Here is an 18,306-nt window from a genome sequence, read left to right on the forward strand (position 1 = left end):
TCTGCCACCATATTCATGCCGCCAGGAGGAGACAGCCCCGACCTTGCGATGAAGCGCAGCCTATTGTCGAAATGGCCGCGACTAAATACGCTGTTTTTCGAAAATTGACGTGTAGTTCACGCAAATGAGGTGGCTTGAACGTGAATCCTGAATCGGGCGACCTCGACGCCGTCGATCGCAGTCTTTTGCGGCTGCTGCAGGAAGATGGACGCCGCACCACGCTTGATCTGGCAGCGCGCGTCGGCCTGTCGCCGACCGGCACCAGCCAGCGCGTGAAGCGCCTGTTTCGCGACGGGTTCATCACCGCCGTCAGGGCGGTGCTCAATCCGGTAAAGATTGGCCGAGGCATGCTTGTCTTCATCGAGGTGCGGCTCGATCACACGGCCCCGCATATTTTTGATCGTTTCGCCGAGGCGGTCGCAAAGGCGCCCGAGGTTCTGGAATGCCATATGGTCGTCGGTGGCTTCGACTATCTTGTGAAGGCGCGCATTGCCGAGATGGCCGACTATCAGGACTTTCTCAAACGCGTCATCCTGCCGCTGCCGGGCGTGAAGGAAACACATACCTATGCCTCGATCGGCGACGTGAAACCGGATGCCCTGTTGCCGGTGTAGGCAGGCACCGAAGACCGTACGACGTCCGATACTTCAGGTCTCCAGGAATGCCGCGATGTCGCCAAACACCCTGACGAACATGTCTTCGGTCAACACCCCGGTATTGGTGTTGTAGCGCGAGCAATGATAGCTCGAAAACAGCGTAATGCCGCCGGCGGGCAATTGCCCGCCATGTTTGAACGGATAGGCGGCGACGCGCCCGCCCAGTGCCCGCACGGTCGACTGGTGCGCGATCGATCCCAGGGCCAGCACGGCGCGCAAGTTTGGAAAGCGAGCGATCGTCGGCACCAAAAATGTCCGGCAGGTGGTGATCTCGGCGCCCACCGGCTTGTTCTCCGGCGGCACGCAGCGCACCGCGTTGGTGATGGCCGTGCCGACGAGTTCCAGCCCGTCATCGAGCCGCGCCTTGAACTCGCCGCGTGCAAAACCGTGGGCAATCAGTGTCGAATAGAGCAGGTCACCGGCATAGTCACCGGTGAACGGGCGCCCGGTGCGGTTGGCGCCGCGCAAGCCAGGCGCCAGACCGACGATCAGAAGCCGGACGGTGTCTTCGCCGCCCGGTGGCAGGAAGGTCGGCACTGGCGCATTGAACCAGGACGGCTCGCGCTGCCGCCATTCGGCGATGAAGTCATGCAACCGCGGGCAAAGTGGGCAGTCGCGGCTGGGTTCGGAAGCGGAGAGGACGGTCAAGTCGACCGGCCTCAGTAGTCGTCCTCCTCGACTTCGGCCGGTTCGGGCCGCCTTACGGGCCGCTCGGAGGGATCGCGGCCGACTTCGTTCTTCAGCGTCGCCAGGTCGATGAAATGGTCGGCCTGGCGGCGCAGGTCATCCGAGATCATCGGCGGCTGCGAGGCCATGGTCGAGACGATCGACACCTTGCGGCCACGCCGTTGCAGCGCCTCGACCAGCGTGCGGAAATCGCCATCTCCGGAGAATATGACATAGTGGTCGACGACGTCGGCGAGTTCCAGCGCATCGACAGTGAGCTCGATGTCCATGTTGCCCTTGATCTTGCGGCGGCCGGTCGAGTCGGTGAATTCCTTGGCCGGCTTGGTCACCACCTTGAAGCCGTTATAGTCGAGCCAGTCGATCAGCGGCCGGATCGAGGAATACTCCTGGTCCTCCACCAGCGCCGTATAATAATAGGCGCGCAACAGGTAACCACGCTTGTGGAAGCTCGCCAAAAGCTTGCGATAGTCGATGTCGAACCCGAGTGCGCGCGAGGTGGCGTAGAGATTGGCGCCGTCGATGAACAGGGCGATTTTTTCACGAGGGTCGAACATGGAAATAATCCTTTTCGAAATAAGCGCCGTCTAAACGAAATGCGGTATCGACTATTGGTCAGGCTCATAAAAACCGGCCGACCTTGGACCAACCGAGATAACGCCAGTTTGGTGGCAATCCAAGGGCGTCTGGCGCACTGCAAGCAATTGTGATCGTAGAACCGAACCGTGGACGCGGCCGGTTTTGCCAAATCCGGAGTTTGATGGAGGGATTGAGTGCCCCGTGGGCCTGCATCGCCATGATGCTTGTATTTTGGCGCCGTTCGGGTTATGGACCGCGCCTGTTTTCCGTCACATCCAGGCATGAAAGGGGCAATCCATGGCCCGCGTAACCGTTGAAGATTGCATCGACAAGGTCGACAACCGCTTCGAGCTGGTGCTTCTGGCCGGCCACCGCGCCCGTCAGATCAGCCAGGGCGCGCAGATCACCGTCCCGCGCGACAACGACAAAAACCCGGTCATTGCGCTGCGCGAGATTGCCGACGAGACGCTGTCGCCCGACGATCTCAAGGAAGATCTGATCCATTCGCTGCAGAAGCATGTCGAGGTCGACGAGCCCGAAGCCGATGGCGAAGTGATCGCCGACCAGACTGGCGGTGCCGTCGCCGCCGCCGACACCGACGACGCCGAGGACAACGTCACCTTCGATCGCATGACCGAGGAAGACCTGCTGGCCGGCATCGAAGGTCTGGTCCCGCCGGAAAAGAGCGACGACTACTGAGACAGCTCTCCGGAAGCGCCTGGAACAATCTTCCGGCCCTTCCGTCCCGGCAGTTTTCGTGGCTATCGAGTACCAACTGTCGCAAATACCAGATGCAGTTTTGGCCGCACTTGGCATAATGTATGAATCTGGTATTTGCGACAGTTGGTACCGGACATGCGCCGTACGACAGTGCGGCGCATGATTCATTTCATCGCCGAGAGATTTAGCCCATGATGCGTCAGTATGAGCTTGTCGAGCGCGTCCAGCGCTACAAGCCTGACGTCAACGAGGCGTTGCTCAACAAGGCCTATGTCTACGCCATGCAGAAGCATGGCCACCAGAAGCGCGCTTCCGGCGATCCCTATTTCTCGCACCCGCTCGAGGTCGCGGCCATCCTCACCGAGATGCACATGGACGAGGCGACCATCGCCGTCGCCCTGCTGCACGACACCATCGAGGACACAACGGCGACGCGAGCCGAGATCGACGATCTGTTCGGCCCCGAAATGGGCAAGCTGGTCGAGGGCCTGACCAAGCTTAAGAAGCTCGATCTCGTCTCCAAGAAGGCCGAGCAGGCGGAGAACCTGCGCAAGCTTCTGCTGGCGATCTCGGAAGATGTGCGCGTGCTGCTGGTCAAGCTCGCCGACCGTTTGCACAACATGCGCACCCTTGATCACATGCCCGAGGCCAAGCGCCTGCGCATTGCCGAGGAGACGATGGACATCTACGCGCCGCTGGCCGGGCGCATGGGCATGCAAGGCATGCGCGAGGAGTTGGAAGAGATCGCCTTCCGCTTCATCAATCCGGAAGCCTACCGTGCCGTCACCGCCCGCCTCGCCGAGATCTTCGAGCGCAACAAGGGCGTACTGACCGACATTGAAAAGGCGCTGTCGGCACTGTTTGAGAAGCATGCCATCAACGCCGGCGTGAAGAGCCGGCAGAAGAAGCCGTGGTCGGTGTTCCGCAAGATGGAGGCCAAGGCTCTGTCCTTCGAGCAACTGTCCGACATTTTCGGCTTCCGCGTCGTCGTCGACACCGTCGAGGACTGCTATCGCGCGCTGGGCGCCATCCACACCACCTGGTCGATGGTACCCGGCCGTTTCAAGGACTACATCTCGACGCCGAAGCAGAACGACTACCGTTCGATCCACACCACCATCGTCGGCCCTTCGCGCCAGCGCGTCGAACTGCAAATCCGCACCCGCGAGATGAACAAGATCGCCGAATACGGCGTCGCCGCTCATTCCATCTATAAGGACACCGGTGGCAAGACGAACGGCGCCGGCCATGCGATCTCGAAGGAGACCAATGCCTATGCCTGGCTGCGGCGCACCATCGAGCAACTGGCCGAAGGCGACAATCCGGAAGATTTTCTCGAAAACACCAAGCTGGAGCTGTTCCAGGACCAGGTGTTCTGCTTCACGCCGAAGGGCATGCTGATTGCCTTGCCGCGCGGCGCCACGCCGATCGATTTCGCCTATGCCGTCCACACCGATGTCGGCGACACCTGCGTCGGCGCCAAGGTCAATGGCCGCATCATGCCGCTGATGACGGAACTGAAGAATGGCGACGAGGTCGAGATCATCCGCTCCAAGGCGCAGGTGCCGCCAGCCGCGTGGGAATCGGTCGTCGTCACCGGCAAGGCGCGCGCCGCCATCCGCCGCGCCACCAAGAATGCCATCCGCAAGCAGTATTCGGGTCTCGGCGCGCGTATCCTTGAGCGTGCCTTCGAACGAGCCGGCAAGACCTTCACCAAGGAAAGCCTGAAGCCCGTCCTGCACCGGTTGGCTCGCAAGGACATCGAGGATGTGCTGGCGTCCGTCGGTCGCGGAGAACTGGCTTCCACCGATGTCATGAAGGCGGTCTTCCCTGACTACAAGGACGAGCGCGTCACCCCTGCGGCTCCCAAGCAGCGCGAGGAGGGCTGGTCGAAGATCCGCAACGCCGCCGGCATGCTGTTCCAGATACCTGGCCGGGCCGCGCGCAAGGACAAGGACCAGCCAGGCGCCGGCGCCGTGCCGATCCGCGGCGTGCGCGGCGACCTGCCGGTGCGCTTCGCGCCGGAAGGCGCGGTCCCTGGCGACCGTATCGTCGGCATCGTCCAGCCGGGCACCGGCATCACCATCTACCCGATCCAGTCGCCGGCGCTGCAGGCTTTCGACGACCAGCCGGAGCGCTGGATCGACGTGCGTTGGGACATCGACGAACGCACCAAGGAACGGTTTCCCGCGCGCGTCTCGGTCACCGCCATCAACGCGCCGGGCTCGCTCGCCGACATCGCCCAGGTCGTTGCCTCAAACGACGCCAACATCCATACGCTGTCGATGGTGCGCACCGCGCCCGATTTCACCGAAATGCTGATCGATCTCGAAGTCTGGGACCTCAAGCATCTCAACCGGCTGCTCTCGCAGCTCAAGGACAATTCGAGCGTCAGCGATGCGCGGCGCGTCAATGGCTAGCGATAGCCGATCCATGGGGGACGAGATGAATACCGACGAAGTGCTGGGCATATTCCGCGAGGCTGGCGCTGTTCTGGAGGGTCATTTCATCCTGACGTCGGGTCTGCGCAGTCCGGTCTTCCTGCAGAAGGCACGGGTGTTCATGCATGCCGACAAGACCGAGCGGCTGTGCAAGGCGCTGGCCGAGAAGATCCGCGCCGCGGTGCCGGGCAAGATCGACTATGTCGTCGGGCCGGCGATCGGCGGGCTGATCCCGGCTTACGAAACCTCGCGCCACCTTGGCGTGCCGGCGATCTGGGTGGAGCGGGAAGGGGGCGAGTTTCGCCTGCGGCGCTTCGAGATTGACCAAGGCGCCCGCGTCGTCATCGTCGAGGACATCGTCACCACCGGATTGTCGATCCGCGAAACCATCGATTGCTTGCGCCAACTCGGCGCAGAGGTGGTCGCGGCTGCCTGCATCATCGATCGTTCGGCCGGCAAGACCCATGTCGGCGTGCCGCTGATTGCGCTTGCCGAATACGAGGTTCCAGCCTATCCGCCGGACAGGTTGCCGCCGGAGCTTGCCGCCATCCCGGCCATCAAGCCCGGCAGCCGCAACATCTGAGGAGGAGGTCGCATTGATCGTTGGCATCGATCATTTCGTGCTGACGGTGGCGTCGCTCGACGCAACCTGCGCCTTTTATCAACGCGTGCTGGGCTTCGAACGCGTCGATACGCCGGGCCGGCCGACAGCACTTGCCTTCGGCAACCAGAAGATCAATGTCCACGAGGTCAGCCGCACCTTCGAGCCGAAAGCCCAGTCGCCGACGCCAGGATCCGGGGACTTCTGCCTGATCACCGAGCGGCCGCTCGATGAATTCCTTGCCGGTCTCGAAGCCAATCTCGTGACGGTGGAGCTCGGGCCGGTGGAACGCCTCGGCGCGCGGGGCCCGATGATGTCGGTCTATTTCCGCGACCCGGATGGCAACCTGGTCGAAGTCAGCCAGTATCTGCGGTAGCGTATCGATCATTTGGCTGCGACAATTAGCCGAAAACCGCTTCTCAAATTCGCCGCGATTGTCCGATGTTGGAGGAGACGGACCTTACCAAAATCTGGCGGTGCGGCCACCGCGCGGACGGCCTCCGGTTGTTGTCGGGGTTGCGGATGGCTATATCAAAGTCGCGATTGCCTTCTGGCGACCGTAAAGCGCAAGATATGGTGGTCGAAGCCCGGCTGGAACAGCCGGCGTGTAGGCTGTGAATTGTCGGGAATAGGAAGACAGTGCTTTTTCGTCGCCGCAAGCCTGATGGCCTTTTCGAGCGGGTGCGCACCTATTTGTGGCCGCGCCGTTCGTTTTCGCGCTCGCTTCAATATTTCTCCAAGCGCATTCTGCGGCTGAAGGCCACCCCGCACGCGGTGGCGGCGGGCGTCGCCGCAGGTGTCTTTGCTTCGTTCTTCCCCGTCGGTTTCCACTTCATCATTGCCGCCGTTCTGTGTTGGGTGATCGCCGGCAATCTGGTGGCAGCTGCTCTCGGAGCTGTTTTCTTCGGCAATCCGCTGACCTTTCCGCTCTTGTGGGGCGCATCCTGGGAAACCGGCAAGCTCATCCTGCACGATCGCCTGCCGGCGCATGGCCCGCCGGCGCATCTGGGCGAGATGATGCACACGCTTTCGTTCGCCAAACTATGGCATCCCGTCCTGGAGCCGATGCTGATCGGGGCGGTGCCGCTCGGGCTGGTGTTCGGCCTGGTGTTCTACGGCATCACGCGCTGGGGCATGAATGTCTTCCGCGAACAGAGGCGCAAGCGGCTGGCCGAGCGCGCAAGACGCCGTGAGCATTCGCATCATCCCGGCGGAAGCGTCGGTTCCGCTGCCCAATGATCATCGGCATCGGCAGCGACCTGATCGACATCAGACGCATCGAGAAGTCGCTTGAGCGTCACGGCCAGCGCTTCATCCAGAGGATCTACACCGAGGTGGAGCAGGCGCGTTCGGAGAACCGGCGCGCCCGCGCGGCGTCCTACGCCAAGCGCTTTGCCGCCAAGGAGGCTTGCGCCAAGGCACTGGGCACCGGTCTGGCACAAGGGGTCTTCTGGCGTGACATGGGGGTCGTCAACCTGCCCAGCGGTGCGCCGACCATCGCGCTCACCGGCGGGGCGCTGGCGCGGCTGGAAAAGATCCTGCCCCAAGGCCATCAGGCTGCCATCCACCTCACCATCACGGATGATTTTCCGCTCGCTCAAGCCTTTGTGATCATCGAGGCGGTGCCCGTCGAAGAAGCGCCACATTGATTGCATCTGACGACCGGCATTGACGTTGCCCAGCGCGCGCCGAGACTCTATACCATCCAACGCACAATCGAGGACGACATGAGCGTGGCTGAAAAATCCCAGAAGAAATCCGGCGGGCTTGGCGAAACCGTCAGCGTCATCGTCCAGGCGCTTTTGCTCGCCCTGGTCATTCGCACGCTGCTGTTCCAGCCGTTCTCGATCCCGTCGGGCTCGATGCGGCCGACGCTTCTGGAAGGCGACTATCTGTTCGTCACCAAGTGGTCCTACGGCTACTCCCGCTATTCGCTGCCTTTCGGCCCTGATATCTTCTCGGGCCGCATCTGGGGCTCAGAGCCCAAGCGTGGCGACGTGGTGGTATTCAAGTTCCCGCCGGATCCGTCCGTCGACTACATCAAGCGCGTCATTGGCCTGCCCGGCGACAAGATCCAGATGAAGGATGGCCAAGTGTTCATCAACGGCGTCGGCGTGCCGCGCGTCAAGACCGGCCAGATCGACAATCCCGACATCACGGAAAAGGATTATCCCATCGACGTCTATCGCGAGACGCTGCCCGATGGCGTCAGCTACGACACGCTGGACCTGTCGCCGAACTCGATCGGCGACAACACCCGCGAATTCGACGTGCCGCCGGGGCACTATTTCATGATGGGCGACAACAGGGACAATTCCGCCGACAGCCGCTTCACCGTCGGTTATGTTCCGGCCGAGAACCTGGTCGGCCGCGCCAACCTTGTCTTCTTCTCGATCGCCGGCAAGGCAAGCCCGCTCGAAATCTGGAAATGGCCGTCGCTGATGCGCGCTTCGCGCCTGTTCCATTTCGTCAACTAGGGCCATGGCGGCGCCAAAACGGTTGACCGCCGATGCGCTCGCCGAAGCGCTTGCGGAACGCACGGGCCATGCCTTCGCCGACCGCCAGCGCCTGCAGCGTGCGCTTACCCATGCCAGTGCGCGCGGTGCCAATGCGGGCGCCGATTATGAACGGTTCGAATTTCTCGGCGACCGGGTTCTTGGCCTTGTAGTCGCCGATATGCTGTTGGCTGCCTTTCCCGATGCCGCGGAAGGGGAGTTGTCGCTGCGCCTCAATGCGTTGGTCAATGCCGAGGCGCTGTCTGATATCGCAGAGCATATCGGGCTGCCGGACCTGATCCGTGCCGGGTCGGACGTGCGCGGGCTCGAGGGACGCAAGCGCGTCAACCTGCGCGCCGACGCGTTGGAATCACTGATCGCCGTGCTCTATCTCGACGGTGGTCTGGAAGCGGCCCGCGTGTTCATTCACAAATACTGGCAGCCGCGTTCGCAAGCCTCGGGCGCGGCACGCCGCGACGCCAAGACCGAATTGCAGGAATGGGCGCATCAGGCGGCGGGTGCTGTTCCCGCCTATCAGGTCGACGGCCGGGAAGGCCCCGATCATGATCCGCTGTTTACCGTCAGCGTCAAGGTCGGCGCGTTTCAGCCGGCAACCGGCAGCGGCCGCTCCAAGCGCGAGGCCGAACAGGCCGCCGCCACCGCCCTTCTGGTTCGCGAAGGCGTCTGGGTTCATGAAGGGAGTGCGGCATGACCGCCGAAGACACTGCAGCCGCTCCTGTTACGCATTCCGGCTTCGTCGCGCTGATCGGCGCGCCCAATGCCGGCAAGTCGACGCTGGTCAACCAACTTGTCGGCGCCAAGGTCTCGATCGTCACCCATAAGGTGCAGACGACACGCGCCATCGTGCGCGGTATCGCCACGCACGACAACGCGCAGATCGTCTTTGTCGACACACCGGGCATCTTCAAGCCCAAGCGGCGGCTGGATACGGCAATGGTGACCACCGCCTGGGGCGGCGCCAAGGACGCCGATATCGTGTTGCTGCTGATCGATGCGGAACGCGGCATCAGGGGCGACGCCGATGCCATCCTCGAACGGCTGAAGGACGTGCGCCAGCCGATGGCGCTGATCCTCAACAAGGTCGACCGCGTCAAGCCGGAGGCGCTTCTGGCCCTCTCAGCGGCAGCGAACGAGAAAGTGCCGTTCCAGCGCACCTTCATGGTCTCGGCGTTGACCGGCTCCGGCTGCAAGGACCTGCTCGACTATCTGGCCCAGGCGCTGCCGGCCGGCCCGTGGTACTATCCGGAAGACCAGATTTCCGACCTGCCGATGCGCCAACTCGCGGCCGAGATCACCCGCGAAAAGCTCTATCTCAGGCTGCATCAGGAACTGCCCTATTCCTCGCACATCGAGACCGAGAAATGGGAAGAGAAGAAAGACGGCTCGGTGCGTATCGACCAGACCATCTTTGTCGAGCGCGACAGCCAGAAGAAGATCGTGCTCGGCCACAAGGGCGAGACCATCCGCGCCATCGGGCAGGCCGCGCGGATGGAAATATCAGGCATATTGGAGCAGAAGGTGCACCTGTTCCTGTTCGTAAAGGTGCGCGAGAACTGGGGCGATGATCCCGAGCGCTATCGCGAGATGGGGTTGGAGTTTCCTCATTAGGGCATGATCCCGAACAAAAGGGTCTGTTTTCGGGAAAGATCATGCTTGAGGTCACGATCGATGTCGCCTTGGTGCGCCGGCTGATTGCCGCGCAATTCCCGCATTGGAAGAATCTTGCGGTCAGGCCGGTTGATTTTGGCGGCTGGGACAACAGGACCTTTCATCTCGGCGACGAGATGACCGTGCGGTTGCCGAGCGCCGCCGCTTATTCCCTGCAAGTGGAAAAGGAACATCGCTGGCTGCCGAGGTTGGCGCCGCTGTTACCACTGTCCATCCCCGTACCGCTGGCGATGGGCGCTCCGGCCGAGGGCTATCCCTGGCACTGGTCCGTCTATGGCTGGATCGAGGGCGAGACCGCGAAACGGGAACGTATCGCGGATCTGTCGGAATTCGCGGCGGACCTGGCTCGGTTCCTGGTTGCGTTGAGATACGTGGACGCGACCGATGGGCCAGCGCCTGGGCAGCACAATTTCTTTCGCGGCGGACCGCTGACCGTCTATGACGGCGAGACAAGGCAAGCGATCTCGGCGCTCGGCAACCGCATCGATACCGGCGCCGCCACCGCTGTCTGGGAGATAGCCCTTGCCGCGGCCTGGGAAGGTCCTTCCGTGTGGTTCCATGGCGACGTCAGCCGGGGCAACCTCCTGGTCGAAAAGGGCAGGCTAGGCGCGGTGATCGATTTTGGCACCTGCGGTGTCGGTGATCCCTCCTGCGATCTGGCAATTGCCTGGACGCTTTTCGAAGGCGAGAGCCGGGACACTTTTCGCGCCTGCCTCGCGGCAGATGAGGCGACCTGGGCGCGCGGGCGTGGCTGGGCGCTGTGGAAGGCGCTGATCATCGCCGCCGGCCACATAGACGTCGCCCGGGCCGAGATCGAAGAATCTTGGCAGGTGATCGACGCGGTGCTGATCAATCGCGAGTGTCAGGCGTGAGGGGAAGCGCGTGACGCGCCGACATCGGACGGCGTTGAGTTTCCGATGGATCAAAAAAAGTCACTGCGGCGGGCAACTTCACACGGCCCTTCTGGCGTCGGCGGAGTCCGAGGGATTGGTCAGATTCGATTCAGGGATCTGACGTCGAAAAATAAGTTATCCAATGTTTTTGTTAGAAATCGTATTTAATTACATGAAAATAATAGAATAAATTACAGCATCAGATGAATAAATCAAAAAAATACCCAATTATTACATAAAAATGACAATGTACCATTTGTGCCGATTTGAAAATTGGTCCTAGTGGGTTAGTGTTATTTGTGCAACACAGATTTAATCTGTGGTCTGAATCCGGCATATTTGTGGAATTGTCATTGAAGGCGGAAGATTGGTGGGTATGTTCGCCGCGAAAAGGGGACGCGGTGCGAGCCCTTTTTCATTGTCGGGTGAAGCGGGACAACATATCCGCCAGCCACAATTCAGAAGCCATCTTATTAACTTGACTGGAGAGGTCAGAAAATGAACATCAAGAGCCTCCTTCTCGGCTCAGCCGCGGCACTGATCGCGGTTTCCGGCGCGCGCGCCGCGGACGCGGTCGTCGTCGCCGAACCGGAACCGGCCGAATACGTCAAGATCTGTGACGTCTACGGCGCCGGTTACTTCTATATCCCGGGCACCGAGACCTGCCTGCGCATCGGCGGCTATGTCCGCTATGATATCGGCGTCGGCGATTCCGGCTCGTTCGATGGCGTCAACCATGTCCAGGACCATCAGAACGCCAACGACGATCACTCGACCTACTACAAGAACACCCGCTTCACGCTGAAGACCTGGACCGGTCAGGAAACCGAGCTCGGTACCCTGAAGACCTACACCGAGACCCGCTTCAACTACGGCAACTCCTCGGGCGACTATGAAGATTCGGCCAGCACCGATTGGACGGGCCGTAACAAGTCGCTCTCGCTGCGTTTCGCCTGGATCCAACTCGGTGGTCTGCGCGTCGGTAAGGACGATACGGCTTTCGACACGTTCATCGGCTATGCCGGCAACGTCATCCAGGATACGCTGGTGCCCTACGGCGGGCAGGAGAGCAACGTCGTCCAATACTACTTCGACGCAGGCAACGGTTTCTCGGGCATGGTCTCCCTCGAAGAAGGCGCCGGCGTCGTGGGCACCATCGACAGCTATGTTCCGCATGTCGTCGGCGGCTTGAAGTACAAGGGCGACTGGGGTGCGATCACCGGCGTCGTGGCCTATGACAGCAACTACGAAGAAGTCGCTGGCAAGGTTCGCCTTGACGTCAAGGCAACCAACGAATTGTCGCTGTTCATCATGGCTGGCTACGGCACCGACGACAATCTCACCGACGATGCGAACAACGCCATCGATGCACACGGTCGCGGCTTCTACAAACAGTGGGGCGGCAACTGGGCAATCTGGGGTGGCGGCACCTACAAGTTCAACGACAAGACCTCGTTCAACGCCCAGATCTCCTATGACGACTGGAAGAATCTCGGCATCGCCGCGAACGTTGCCTATACCGTTGTGCCCGGCTTTACGGTCACGGCTGAAGTCGATTACCTCAATGCAGGAAAATTCGACGACGTCGACTTCAACAACTGGACCAAGGCCAACAAGAAGAGCAGCGTCGGCGGCATTCTCCGCTTCCAGCGCTCGTTCTAACGGATCGACTGACCTTACCAGACCGCCCGCAGCGTATCGCTGTGGGCGGTTTTTTGCGCGCTGTCCCGGAGCCAGCCCGTCTGAGCACCAGCGCCTCATCTTGATTTCGCCATCCAACGGGTGAAAAGCTCGGGCATGGAATGGCGCGACGAGGGAATCATTCTCGGCACCCGCAAGCATGGCGAAACCAGCGCCATTCTCGAGGTGATGACGCGTGCGCATGGCCGCCATCTCGGCCTCGTGCGCGGCGGCCGCTCACGCAAGCAGCAGCCCGTTCTCCAGCCCGGCAATCGCGTCGATCTCTTGTGGCGCGCGCGCCTCGACGAGCATCTGGGCACCTTCCAGGCCGAAGCGATCGAAATGAATGCCGCCCGGCTGATGGACAGTGCCATCGCCGTCTACGGCCTTCAGACCATGGCGGCGCATCTGCGCCTGCTGCCCGAGCGTGACGCCCATGGCGGCCTCTACGAGGCGCTTTCGGTGATGATCGTCCACCTGGACGATGCCGATGCCGCCGGCGAGCTGGTGGCGCGTTTCGAACTTCTGATCCTTGATGAACTCGGCTTCGGCCTCGATCTCAGCCAATGCGCTGCCACCGGTACAAGGCAGGATCTTGCCTATGTCTCGCCGAAGTCGGGACGCGCGGTGTCGCGTGAAGCCGGCGCGCCGTGGCACGACAAGATGCTGGTGCTGCCTGCATTTCTGCAGCGCGGCTCCGGCATGCGCGCGAACCATGCGGCGATCGCGGACGCCTTCCGCTTGACCGGTTTCTTCTTCACCCGCCATGTTTACGAGCCGCGCGGCATCGATCAGCCTGACGCGCGCGCCGGCTTTCTTGCAGCGCTGCGCAAGCACCACGCGACGCACAAGCCCATCGCCGGAGAGAACGCGGCCGGGGAAATCATCAGATGAGCGAAGTCGAACTCTATCCGGGCCGGGTCTCGCCACTCGGCCTCGGCACCATTCCTCATGCCGACATCCTGAAATACACCGGCCTGGAATTGCTTCAGCGAATCATCGACGGCAAATATCCGGCACCGCCGATCTCCTTCCAGCTCAGCTTCGCCTTGACCGAAGTGTCGGAAGGCCGCGCCGTATTTCGCGGCGTGCCGAACGAACGCCATCTCAACCCGCTGGGCAGCGTGCATGGCGGTTGGGCGGCGACGCTGCTCGATTCGGCGTTGGGCTGCGCCGTTCAGACGCTGCTCGAAAAGGGTGAGGCCTACACGACGGCCGAGTTCAAGGTGAACCTGACGCGGCCGATCACGCCCAGGACCGGCGAGGTGGTTTGTGAAGGCAAGGTGGTTCACAAGGGCCGCACGCTTGCCGTTTCCGAGGCGACGCTGAAGGACGCCGGCGGCAAGCTGCTGGCTTTCGGTACCGAGACATGTTCGATATTTCCGGCAGCCAATCTGGCGGCACGTTGAGTTTTCAGCCGTTTGGCCGCCGCATTTGAATGTCAGTGAGACGAAATGTCAGTGAAAACTGGCCTGGTTTGGGGGAACCGCCATGTTTGAAAGCCTGATCGGCCTTGTCGCCATCATCGCCTTGTTCGTCATCATTTCGCGCCAGCAGAGCCGGATCGGTCTGATCGAGCGCGAGCTTGGCGCGCTGCGCAGTCTCGTGCTTTCGGGCGTCGTGCCGCCCGTGGTCAGGCTGTCGGACCAGGAGGCGGCCGAGGGCAAGGCGCACACGTCATCGGTGGCCGCGCCCGCGGCCGACATCGCCCCGGCAGCAATCAGCGATCCGGCACCCGCGATGGTACAGGCCATGGAGGTGGAAATCCCGGCCGGCGAGAGTGTGCCCGGTCCCTGGAGCGCGCCCGAGGCAGCACCGGAAACGCCGGAGGTCGTGCCGGCCGCGGTCGCCCAGGCCGCCCGGCAGTCCGATGTCGAAACCGCGCTCGGCACGCGTTGGGCGGTCTGGGTCGGCGGCATCGCGCTTGCTCTCGGCGGCTTGTTCCTGATCCGCTACACCATCGAGGCCGGCATTTTCGGACCCGGCGTGCGGCTCACCATGGCGGCCGTGCTCGGGTTGGTGCTGGTCGCCGGCGGCGAGTTCATTCGCCGCACCGGCTTCAAGGTGCCGGTGCAAGGTGTTGCCGGCGCCTATATTCCGGCGATTCTGACGGCGGCCGGTGCCTTCATCCTGTTCGGCACCGTCTATGCCGCCCATGGCGTTTACGGCTTCATCGGCCCGGCTCTTGCCTTCACGCTGCTCGGTGCGATCGGTATTGCGACCATCGCCGCCGCGCTCGTCCATGGCCAGGCGCTGGCTGGCATCGGTCTTGTCGGCGCTATGGTGACCCCGGTGCTGATCGCTTCGCAGGCGCCCAATCCCTGGGCATTGTTCGGCTATCTCGCCATCGTGCTCGCGGCCACCGGCGTCATCGCCCGCATGCGCGACTGGCAAGCGCTGATGGCGGCCGCCTTTTTCGGCACCGGCATCTGGACCATCCTCTACATGACCGACGCGCCGGGCGCGGACCTCTCCGCCATCCTGTTCATCGACGCCGTCACGCTGGCCGTGCTGGCTCTTGTCTGGCTGAGCGGTCGGGGCAGCGAAGCGGAAAGCGGCTTCGACTGGCCATCGATCGTGCCGGGGGCTTTCATCGCGTTTTCGGCGCTCGGCCTGTCGGTCGACGCGACATTTGTCGCGGCAGGCTATGCCTTGCCAGGCGCCTTGGTTCTCGTCGCCCTTGTCGCCACCGCATTCTTCCGGCCGCGCGCGGTGCCGCTGCTGCACGCAGCCGGGCTGGTCACGGTGATGATCCATCTCGGCATCATTCCGCCCACCACCATTGGCTCCGATTTCTCCCAGGGCAATCTGGGCTTTGACGGCTTGCCGGTGGCGGCCGGAAATGCCTTGACGCTGCGTATCGGTATTGGCCTCGGCCTTGTCTTCCTTGCCGCCGGCTTGTGGACCGCCCGCCGCTTTGCCGCCTCGGTGTGGATCCGGGCAGCCTCGTGGGCAGCATGGGGCGTCATCGCGCCTCTGGTCATCCTGCTGGCGCTCTGGCTCACCTTCGGCAATCTCGACCGTGATTTTGCATACGCCGCGGTCGCGGCCCTGCTGGTCGTGATCCTCGCCGCCGGCGGCGAATGGATCGCGCGGGCCGAGGAACCACCGTTCAAGGGCGGTGCCGCAGTGTCGTTTGCCTTGGGTGGCGCAGCAGTCGCCGGCCTCCTGATGCTGCATATGGCTTTTGGTTCCGGCTGGACCACCATCCTGCTCGGCGCCGCGGCGATCATGCCGGCGCTCGCCACGCGCCGGCGCTCTTATCCTGTGCTCGGCTGGATTTCAGTCGCCGCCGTCATCGCGGTGCTTGGCCGCGTCGCCTTCGACCCGACGATTGTCGGCGCCGGGTTCTTGTCAACGACACCGGTCTTCAACTGGTTGCTTCCGGGCTATGGCGTGCCGGCGCTCGCCTTCGGCTTCGCGGCCTGGCAACTCGCCCACACCACCAATGGCCGACCGCGCCTCGCCATGGAGGCCGCGGCGGCACTGTTTGCGCTGCTAACGCTCGCCATGCTGGTGCGCCACGCCATGCATGGCGGCGTCATCAACAGCGATGCGCCGACGCTTGCCGAACAGGCGATCTACACGCTGATCGCCATCGGCGCTGGTGCCATCCTGATCGCCATCGACCGGCGCTCGCCAAGCTCGGTGCTGCGCTATGGTTCGATGGCGGTGGGCGTGGTCTCAGTCGCCTTCGTCGTCATCCAGCATTTCCTGGTGCTCAATCCGTTGTTCACCGACGAATCGACCGGTCGGATCCCGGTTTTCAATCTTTTGTTCCTGGCCTATCTCCTGCCGGCCGTCGCCGCTGGCGGCCTGGCGCTCTATAGCAGGGGCAAGCGGCCGAAATGGTATTCGGCCATGCTGGCGCTGGTGGCGGCGCTGCTTGCCTTCGCCTATGCCACGCTCTCGGTGAGGCACCTGTTCAAGGGCGAGTTCATTGGTTTGTGGAGCGGCCTTGGCCAGTTGGAGACCTATACCTATTCGGCACTCTGGCTGGTGATCGGCGTGGCGCTGCTCACGGCTGGCGTCTGGCTGAAATCGCAGGTGCTGCGCATTGCTTCGGCCGGGCTGATCGCGGTTGCCGTGCTGAAGGTCTTTCTGTTCGACATGTCCGAACTGGAAGGTGTGCTCAGGGCGCTATCCTTCATCGGCCTTGGCGCGGTGCTGATCGGCATCGGCCTGTTCTATCAGCGGCTTTTGACGCGGGCGGCGAAGGAAAAAGGCTAATCGCCCCCGAATCATTGGGTTTTCTTGCCGGTCGGGAATAAACCGGCAGCAGCCAGCGTTATCTCGTTGCTTGGGTGACCGGAGCGGCGGACCGCTTCGCGCTGGCCGCTTGCGCCGTGCCGGGAAGGCGCGTTCAATCGGAATCAACAAGGGCGACCTCAGAACCAGCGGTCATGGACGAAAAGAAGGCAGCAATCCTTGGCGAAATACCGCGCCTGCGCCGCTACGCACGCTCGCTTCTGCGCGACCGTGATTCTGCCGACGACCTCGTTCAGGACTGCCTCGAGCGCGCACTGTTGCGGCTCGACAACTGGCAGACAGGAGAAAGCCCCAGGAGGTGGCTGTTTACGATCATGCATCATTTGTTCATCGACCAGATGCGCAAGGTGAACCGCCGCGGCGAAGCGGCGATGCTGCCGCTCGAAGCGGGCGAGGCGGTTGCCCAGCCGCCCGAACAGTTGGAGGGCATTGCTTCGCGCGAGATCATCAACGCATTGCAGGCGATCAGCCCCGATCGCCGCGCGGCCCTGGTCATGGTCGCCATCGAGGGATTTTCCTATGCCGAAGCCGCCAACATTCTGGGTGTGCCCGCGGGCACGCTGATGTCGCGCATCGCGCGTGGGCGTGAGGAACTGCGCGGGTTGCTGGACGACACAGCGCGCCGCCGCGCCATAAGGATCGTCGAGAAATGATCCGCCGCGATTTTTCCGAACGGGACATTCACATGGCGCTCGACGGCGAACTGCCGGCCGATGAGCGTGCCGCCTATGATGCCTGGCTCGATGCCAATCCGGAGATGAAGGCGAGGAGCGTCCGCTTCACCGCCGACCGCGAGGCATTGCGTGCCGCCTTTGCCGGCGTGCTGGATGAGCCTGTTCCCGCGCGCTTGCGCAAGGTGGTGCTCGGCGAAGCGCCTGTTAAGGCAGCGGTGCCACGCTCGCGCTGGTGGCTTGCCGCCGCCGCGGCGGTGTTTCTGACCACGGGCGGATTTGGCGGCTACTTTGCCGGCATCGGCGGACTCGGGCAGGAGGATCCGGCGGAGGATCGGCTCGCCGAACAGGCGATCGCCGCCCATGTCATCTATGCCGCCGAGAAGCTGCATGCGGTGGAAGTGCCGGCCAGCGACAAGGATCATTTGCAGACCTGGCTGTCCAACCGGGTCGGCCTGAAGCTGGTGGCGCCGGATCTGAGCGCGAACGGGTTCCAATTGGTTGGTGGCCGGTTGCTGCCGGCCGGTGAAAGCAAGGCGGCAATGCTGCTCTACGAAGACGACAAGGGCGAGCGCATATCCCTCTTCGTGACGGCGGAATCGACGGAGAATGCCAAGGGTACCTACGCTTCGGCTCAGGAGGGTCCGCAGGCCGTCTATTGGCTGGACAAGGGCTATGGCTGTGCCGTCGTCGGTTCGCTGCCGCGCGAGCAATTGGCGGCCGTGGCCAAGAGTGCGTATGGGCAGCTTCTGGCCGGTCTCGCCAGTTGAGCCGGCGGCGATCTCGGCTTGAAACAGCGATTCCGTTCAAAGCTTGTCAGCTTCCCTGCCGCCGCGGAAACTGTCACAATTCGGCCCTAATCAAGGAGCGATAGCGCTTGATGAATACCGGCGCTTCGGCCGGTGTTTGCGACGCTTTGACTGGGGCC

19 protein-coding genes are annotated in these 18,306 nt (G+C 62.6%); 17 read left to right on the forward strand and 2 right to left on the reverse strand.

The features are described from left to right. The first annotated feature begins 140 nt into the window (after positions 1-140). Positions 141-614, forward strand: a complete 474-nt coding sequence (locus tag EN824_RS08990) for an Lrp/AsnC ligand binding domain-containing protein (RefSeq protein ID WP_127871508.1) — start codon at positions 141-143, stop codon at positions 612-614. Positions 615-647: 33 nt separating this feature from the next. On the opposite strand, the gene EN824_RS08995 is transcribed toward EN824_RS08990, so the two are convergent. Together EN824_RS08995 and EN824_RS09000 are read right to left on the reverse strand one after the other, a co-directional pair. Further along, complete coding sequence (locus EN824_RS08995; protein WP_135863728.1) at positions 648-1,304, reverse strand: uracil-DNA glycosylase; 657 nt, start codon at positions 1,302-1,304, stop codon at positions 648-650. A gap of 11 nt (positions 1,305-1,315) precedes the next feature. Then, a complete protein-coding gene (locus EN824_RS09000) occupies positions 1,316-1,897 on the reverse strand; it encodes an NYN domain-containing protein (RefSeq protein WP_127276201.1) in 582 nt (193 codons plus the stop codon). Positions 1,898-2,216: 319 nt separating this feature from the next. Here EN824_RS09000 and rpoZ point away from each other — a divergent pair, with 319 nt between their 5' ends. From rpoZ to EN824_RS09080, 16 genes are all read left to right on the forward strand, one after another. Beyond that, positions 2,217-2,618: a DNA-directed RNA polymerase subunit omega gene (rpoZ, locus tag EN824_RS09005; protein ID WP_127276203.1), complete on the forward strand. Its 402-nt coding sequence runs from the start codon at positions 2,217-2,219 to the stop codon at positions 2,616-2,618. A 212-nt stretch (positions 2,619-2,830) separates the two neighbouring features. Continuing rightward, complete coding sequence (locus tag EN824_RS09010; protein WP_127276205.1) at positions 2,831-5,059, forward strand: bifunctional (p)ppGpp synthetase/guanosine-3',5'-bis(diphosphate) 3'-pyrophosphohydrolase; 2,229 nt, start codon at positions 2,831-2,833, stop codon at positions 5,057-5,059. 25 nt (positions 5,060-5,084) lie between these two features. Beyond that, positions 5,085-5,663, forward strand: coding sequence for an orotate phosphoribosyltransferase (gene pyrE, locus EN824_RS09015; RefSeq protein ID WP_127276208.1), 579 nt, complete (start codon positions 5,085-5,087; stop codon positions 5,661-5,663). Between the two features lie 13 nt (positions 5,664-5,676). Beyond that, complete coding sequence (locus EN824_RS09020; protein WP_167531192.1) at positions 5,677-6,057, forward strand: VOC family protein; 381 nt, start codon at positions 5,677-5,679, stop codon at positions 6,055-6,057. A gap of 263 nt (positions 6,058-6,320) precedes the next feature. Beyond that, positions 6,321-6,920, forward strand: a complete 600-nt coding sequence (locus tag EN824_RS09025; RefSeq protein WP_127276212.1) for a DUF2062 domain-containing protein — start codon at positions 6,321-6,323, stop codon at positions 6,918-6,920. Continuing rightward, a complete protein-coding gene (gene acpS, locus EN824_RS09030) occupies positions 6,917-7,330 on the forward strand; it encodes a holo-ACP synthase (RefSeq protein WP_135883361.1) in 414 nt (137 codons plus the stop codon). The genes EN824_RS09025 and acpS overlap by 4 nt, the downstream gene beginning before the upstream one ends. A 78-nt stretch (positions 7,331-7,408) precedes the next feature. After that, complete coding sequence (gene lepB / locus EN824_RS09035) at positions 7,409-8,158, forward strand: signal peptidase I (protein WP_027144187.1); 750 nt, start codon at positions 7,409-7,411, stop codon at positions 8,156-8,158. Positions 8,159-8,162: 4 nt separating this feature from the next. Beyond that, positions 8,163-8,888: a ribonuclease III gene (gene rnc, locus EN824_RS09040; protein ID WP_127871381.1), complete on the forward strand. Its 726-nt coding sequence runs from the start codon at positions 8,163-8,165 to the stop codon at positions 8,886-8,888. Further along, positions 8,885-9,805: a GTPase Era gene (gene era, locus EN824_RS09045; protein WP_127276219.1), complete on the forward strand. Its 921-nt coding sequence runs from the start codon at positions 8,885-8,887 to the stop codon at positions 9,803-9,805. The genes rnc and era overlap by 4 nt, the downstream gene beginning before the upstream one ends. A gap of 41 nt (positions 9,806-9,846) precedes the next feature. Further along, positions 9,847-10,737: an aminoglycoside phosphotransferase family protein gene (locus EN824_RS09050; protein WP_189522147.1), complete on the forward strand. Its 891-nt coding sequence runs from the start codon at positions 9,847-9,849 to the stop codon at positions 10,735-10,737. A gap of 519 nt (positions 10,738-11,256) precedes the next feature. Further along, complete coding sequence (locus tag EN824_RS09055) at positions 11,257-12,420, forward strand: porin (protein WP_127276222.1); 1,164 nt, start codon at positions 11,257-11,259, stop codon at positions 12,418-12,420. 135 nt (positions 12,421-12,555) lie between these two features. After that, positions 12,556-13,332 carry a DNA repair protein RecO gene (recO, locus tag EN824_RS09060; protein ID WP_127871383.1) on the forward strand — a complete coding sequence of 259 codons (777 nt, stop codon included), beginning with the start codon at positions 12,556-12,558 and terminating at the stop codon, positions 13,330-13,332. Then, positions 13,329-13,847, forward strand: coding sequence for a PaaI family thioesterase (locus EN824_RS09065; RefSeq protein WP_135883359.1), 519 nt, complete (start codon positions 13,329-13,331; stop codon positions 13,845-13,847). The genes recO and EN824_RS09065 overlap by 4 nt, the downstream gene beginning before the upstream one ends. An 82-nt stretch (positions 13,848-13,929) precedes the next feature. Continuing rightward, complete coding sequence (locus EN824_RS09070) at positions 13,930-16,668, forward strand: DUF2339 domain-containing protein (RefSeq protein WP_135932167.1); 2,739 nt, start codon at positions 13,930-13,932, stop codon at positions 16,666-16,668. A gap of 173 nt (positions 16,669-16,841) precedes the next feature. Then, positions 16,842-17,360 (forward strand): RNA polymerase sigma factor, encoded by a 519-nt coding sequence (locus EN824_RS09075; protein ID WP_127276227.1) that lies wholly within the window; start codon positions 16,842-16,844, stop codon positions 17,358-17,360. Then, complete coding sequence (locus EN824_RS09080; RefSeq protein ID WP_135919609.1) at positions 17,357-18,148, forward strand: anti-sigma factor; 792 nt, start codon at positions 17,357-17,359, stop codon at positions 18,146-18,148. The genes EN824_RS09075 and EN824_RS09080 overlap by 4 nt, the downstream gene beginning before the upstream one ends. Positions 18,149-18,306: the final 158 nt, after the last annotated feature.

It is taken from the genome of Mesorhizobium sp. M8A.F.Ca.ET.181.01.1.1 (assembly GCF_004792025.1).
GTDB lineage: Bacteria > Pseudomonadota > Alphaproteobacteria > Rhizobiales > Rhizobiaceae > Mesorhizobium.

Bases quoted from the DNA above. Each gene is read 5' to 3' on its own strand.
- acpS (WP_135883361.1), top strand. From the start codon at position 6,917: ATGATCATCGGCATCGGCAGCGACCTGATCGACATCAGACGCATCGAG.
- rpoZ (WP_127276203.1), top strand. From the start codon at position 2,217: ATGGCCCGCGTAACCGTTGAAGATTGCATCGACAAGGTCGACAACCGC.
- EN824_RS09070 (WP_135932167.1), top strand. From the start codon at position 13,930: ATGTTTGAAAGCCTGATCGGCCTTGTCGCCATCATCGCCTTGTTCGTC.
- EN824_RS09050 (WP_189522147.1), top strand. From the start codon at position 9,847: ATGCTTGAGGTCACGATCGATGTCGCCTTGGTGCGCCGGCTGATTGCC.
- EN824_RS09065 (WP_135883359.1), top strand. From the start codon at position 13,329: ATGAGCGAAGTCGAACTCTATCCGGGCCGGGTCTCGCCACTCGGCCTC.
- EN824_RS09055 (WP_127276222.1), top strand. From the start codon at position 11,257: ATGAACATCAAGAGCCTCCTTCTCGGCTCAGCCGCGGCACTGATCGCG.
- recO (WP_127871383.1), top strand. From the start codon at position 12,556: ATGGAATGGCGCGACGAGGGAATCATTCTCGGCACCCGCAAGCATGGC.
- EN824_RS09000 (WP_127276201.1), bottom strand. From the start codon at position 1,897: ATGTTCGACCCTCGTGAAAAAATCGCCCTGTTCATCGACGGCGCCAAT.
- lepB (WP_027144187.1), top strand. From the start codon at position 7,409: ATGAGCGTGGCTGAAAAATCCCAGAAGAAATCCGGCGGGCTTGGCGAA.
- EN824_RS09010 (WP_127276205.1), top strand. From the start codon at position 2,831: ATGATGCGTCAGTATGAGCTTGTCGAGCGCGTCCAGCGCTACAAGCCT.
- rnc (WP_127871381.1), top strand. From the start codon at position 8,163: ATGGCGGCGCCAAAACGGTTGACCGCCGATGCGCTCGCCGAAGCGCTT.
- pyrE (WP_127276208.1), top strand. From the start codon at position 5,085: ATGAATACCGACGAAGTGCTGGGCATATTCCGCGAGGCTGGCGCTGTT.
- EN824_RS09080 (WP_135919609.1), top strand. From the start codon at position 17,357: ATGATCCGCCGCGATTTTTCCGAACGGGACATTCACATGGCGCTCGAC.
- era (WP_127276219.1), top strand. From the start codon at position 8,885: ATGACCGCCGAAGACACTGCAGCCGCTCCTGTTACGCATTCCGGCTTC.
- EN824_RS09075 (WP_127276227.1), top strand. From the start codon at position 16,842: ATGGACGAAAAGAAGGCAGCAATCCTTGGCGAAATACCGCGCCTGCGC.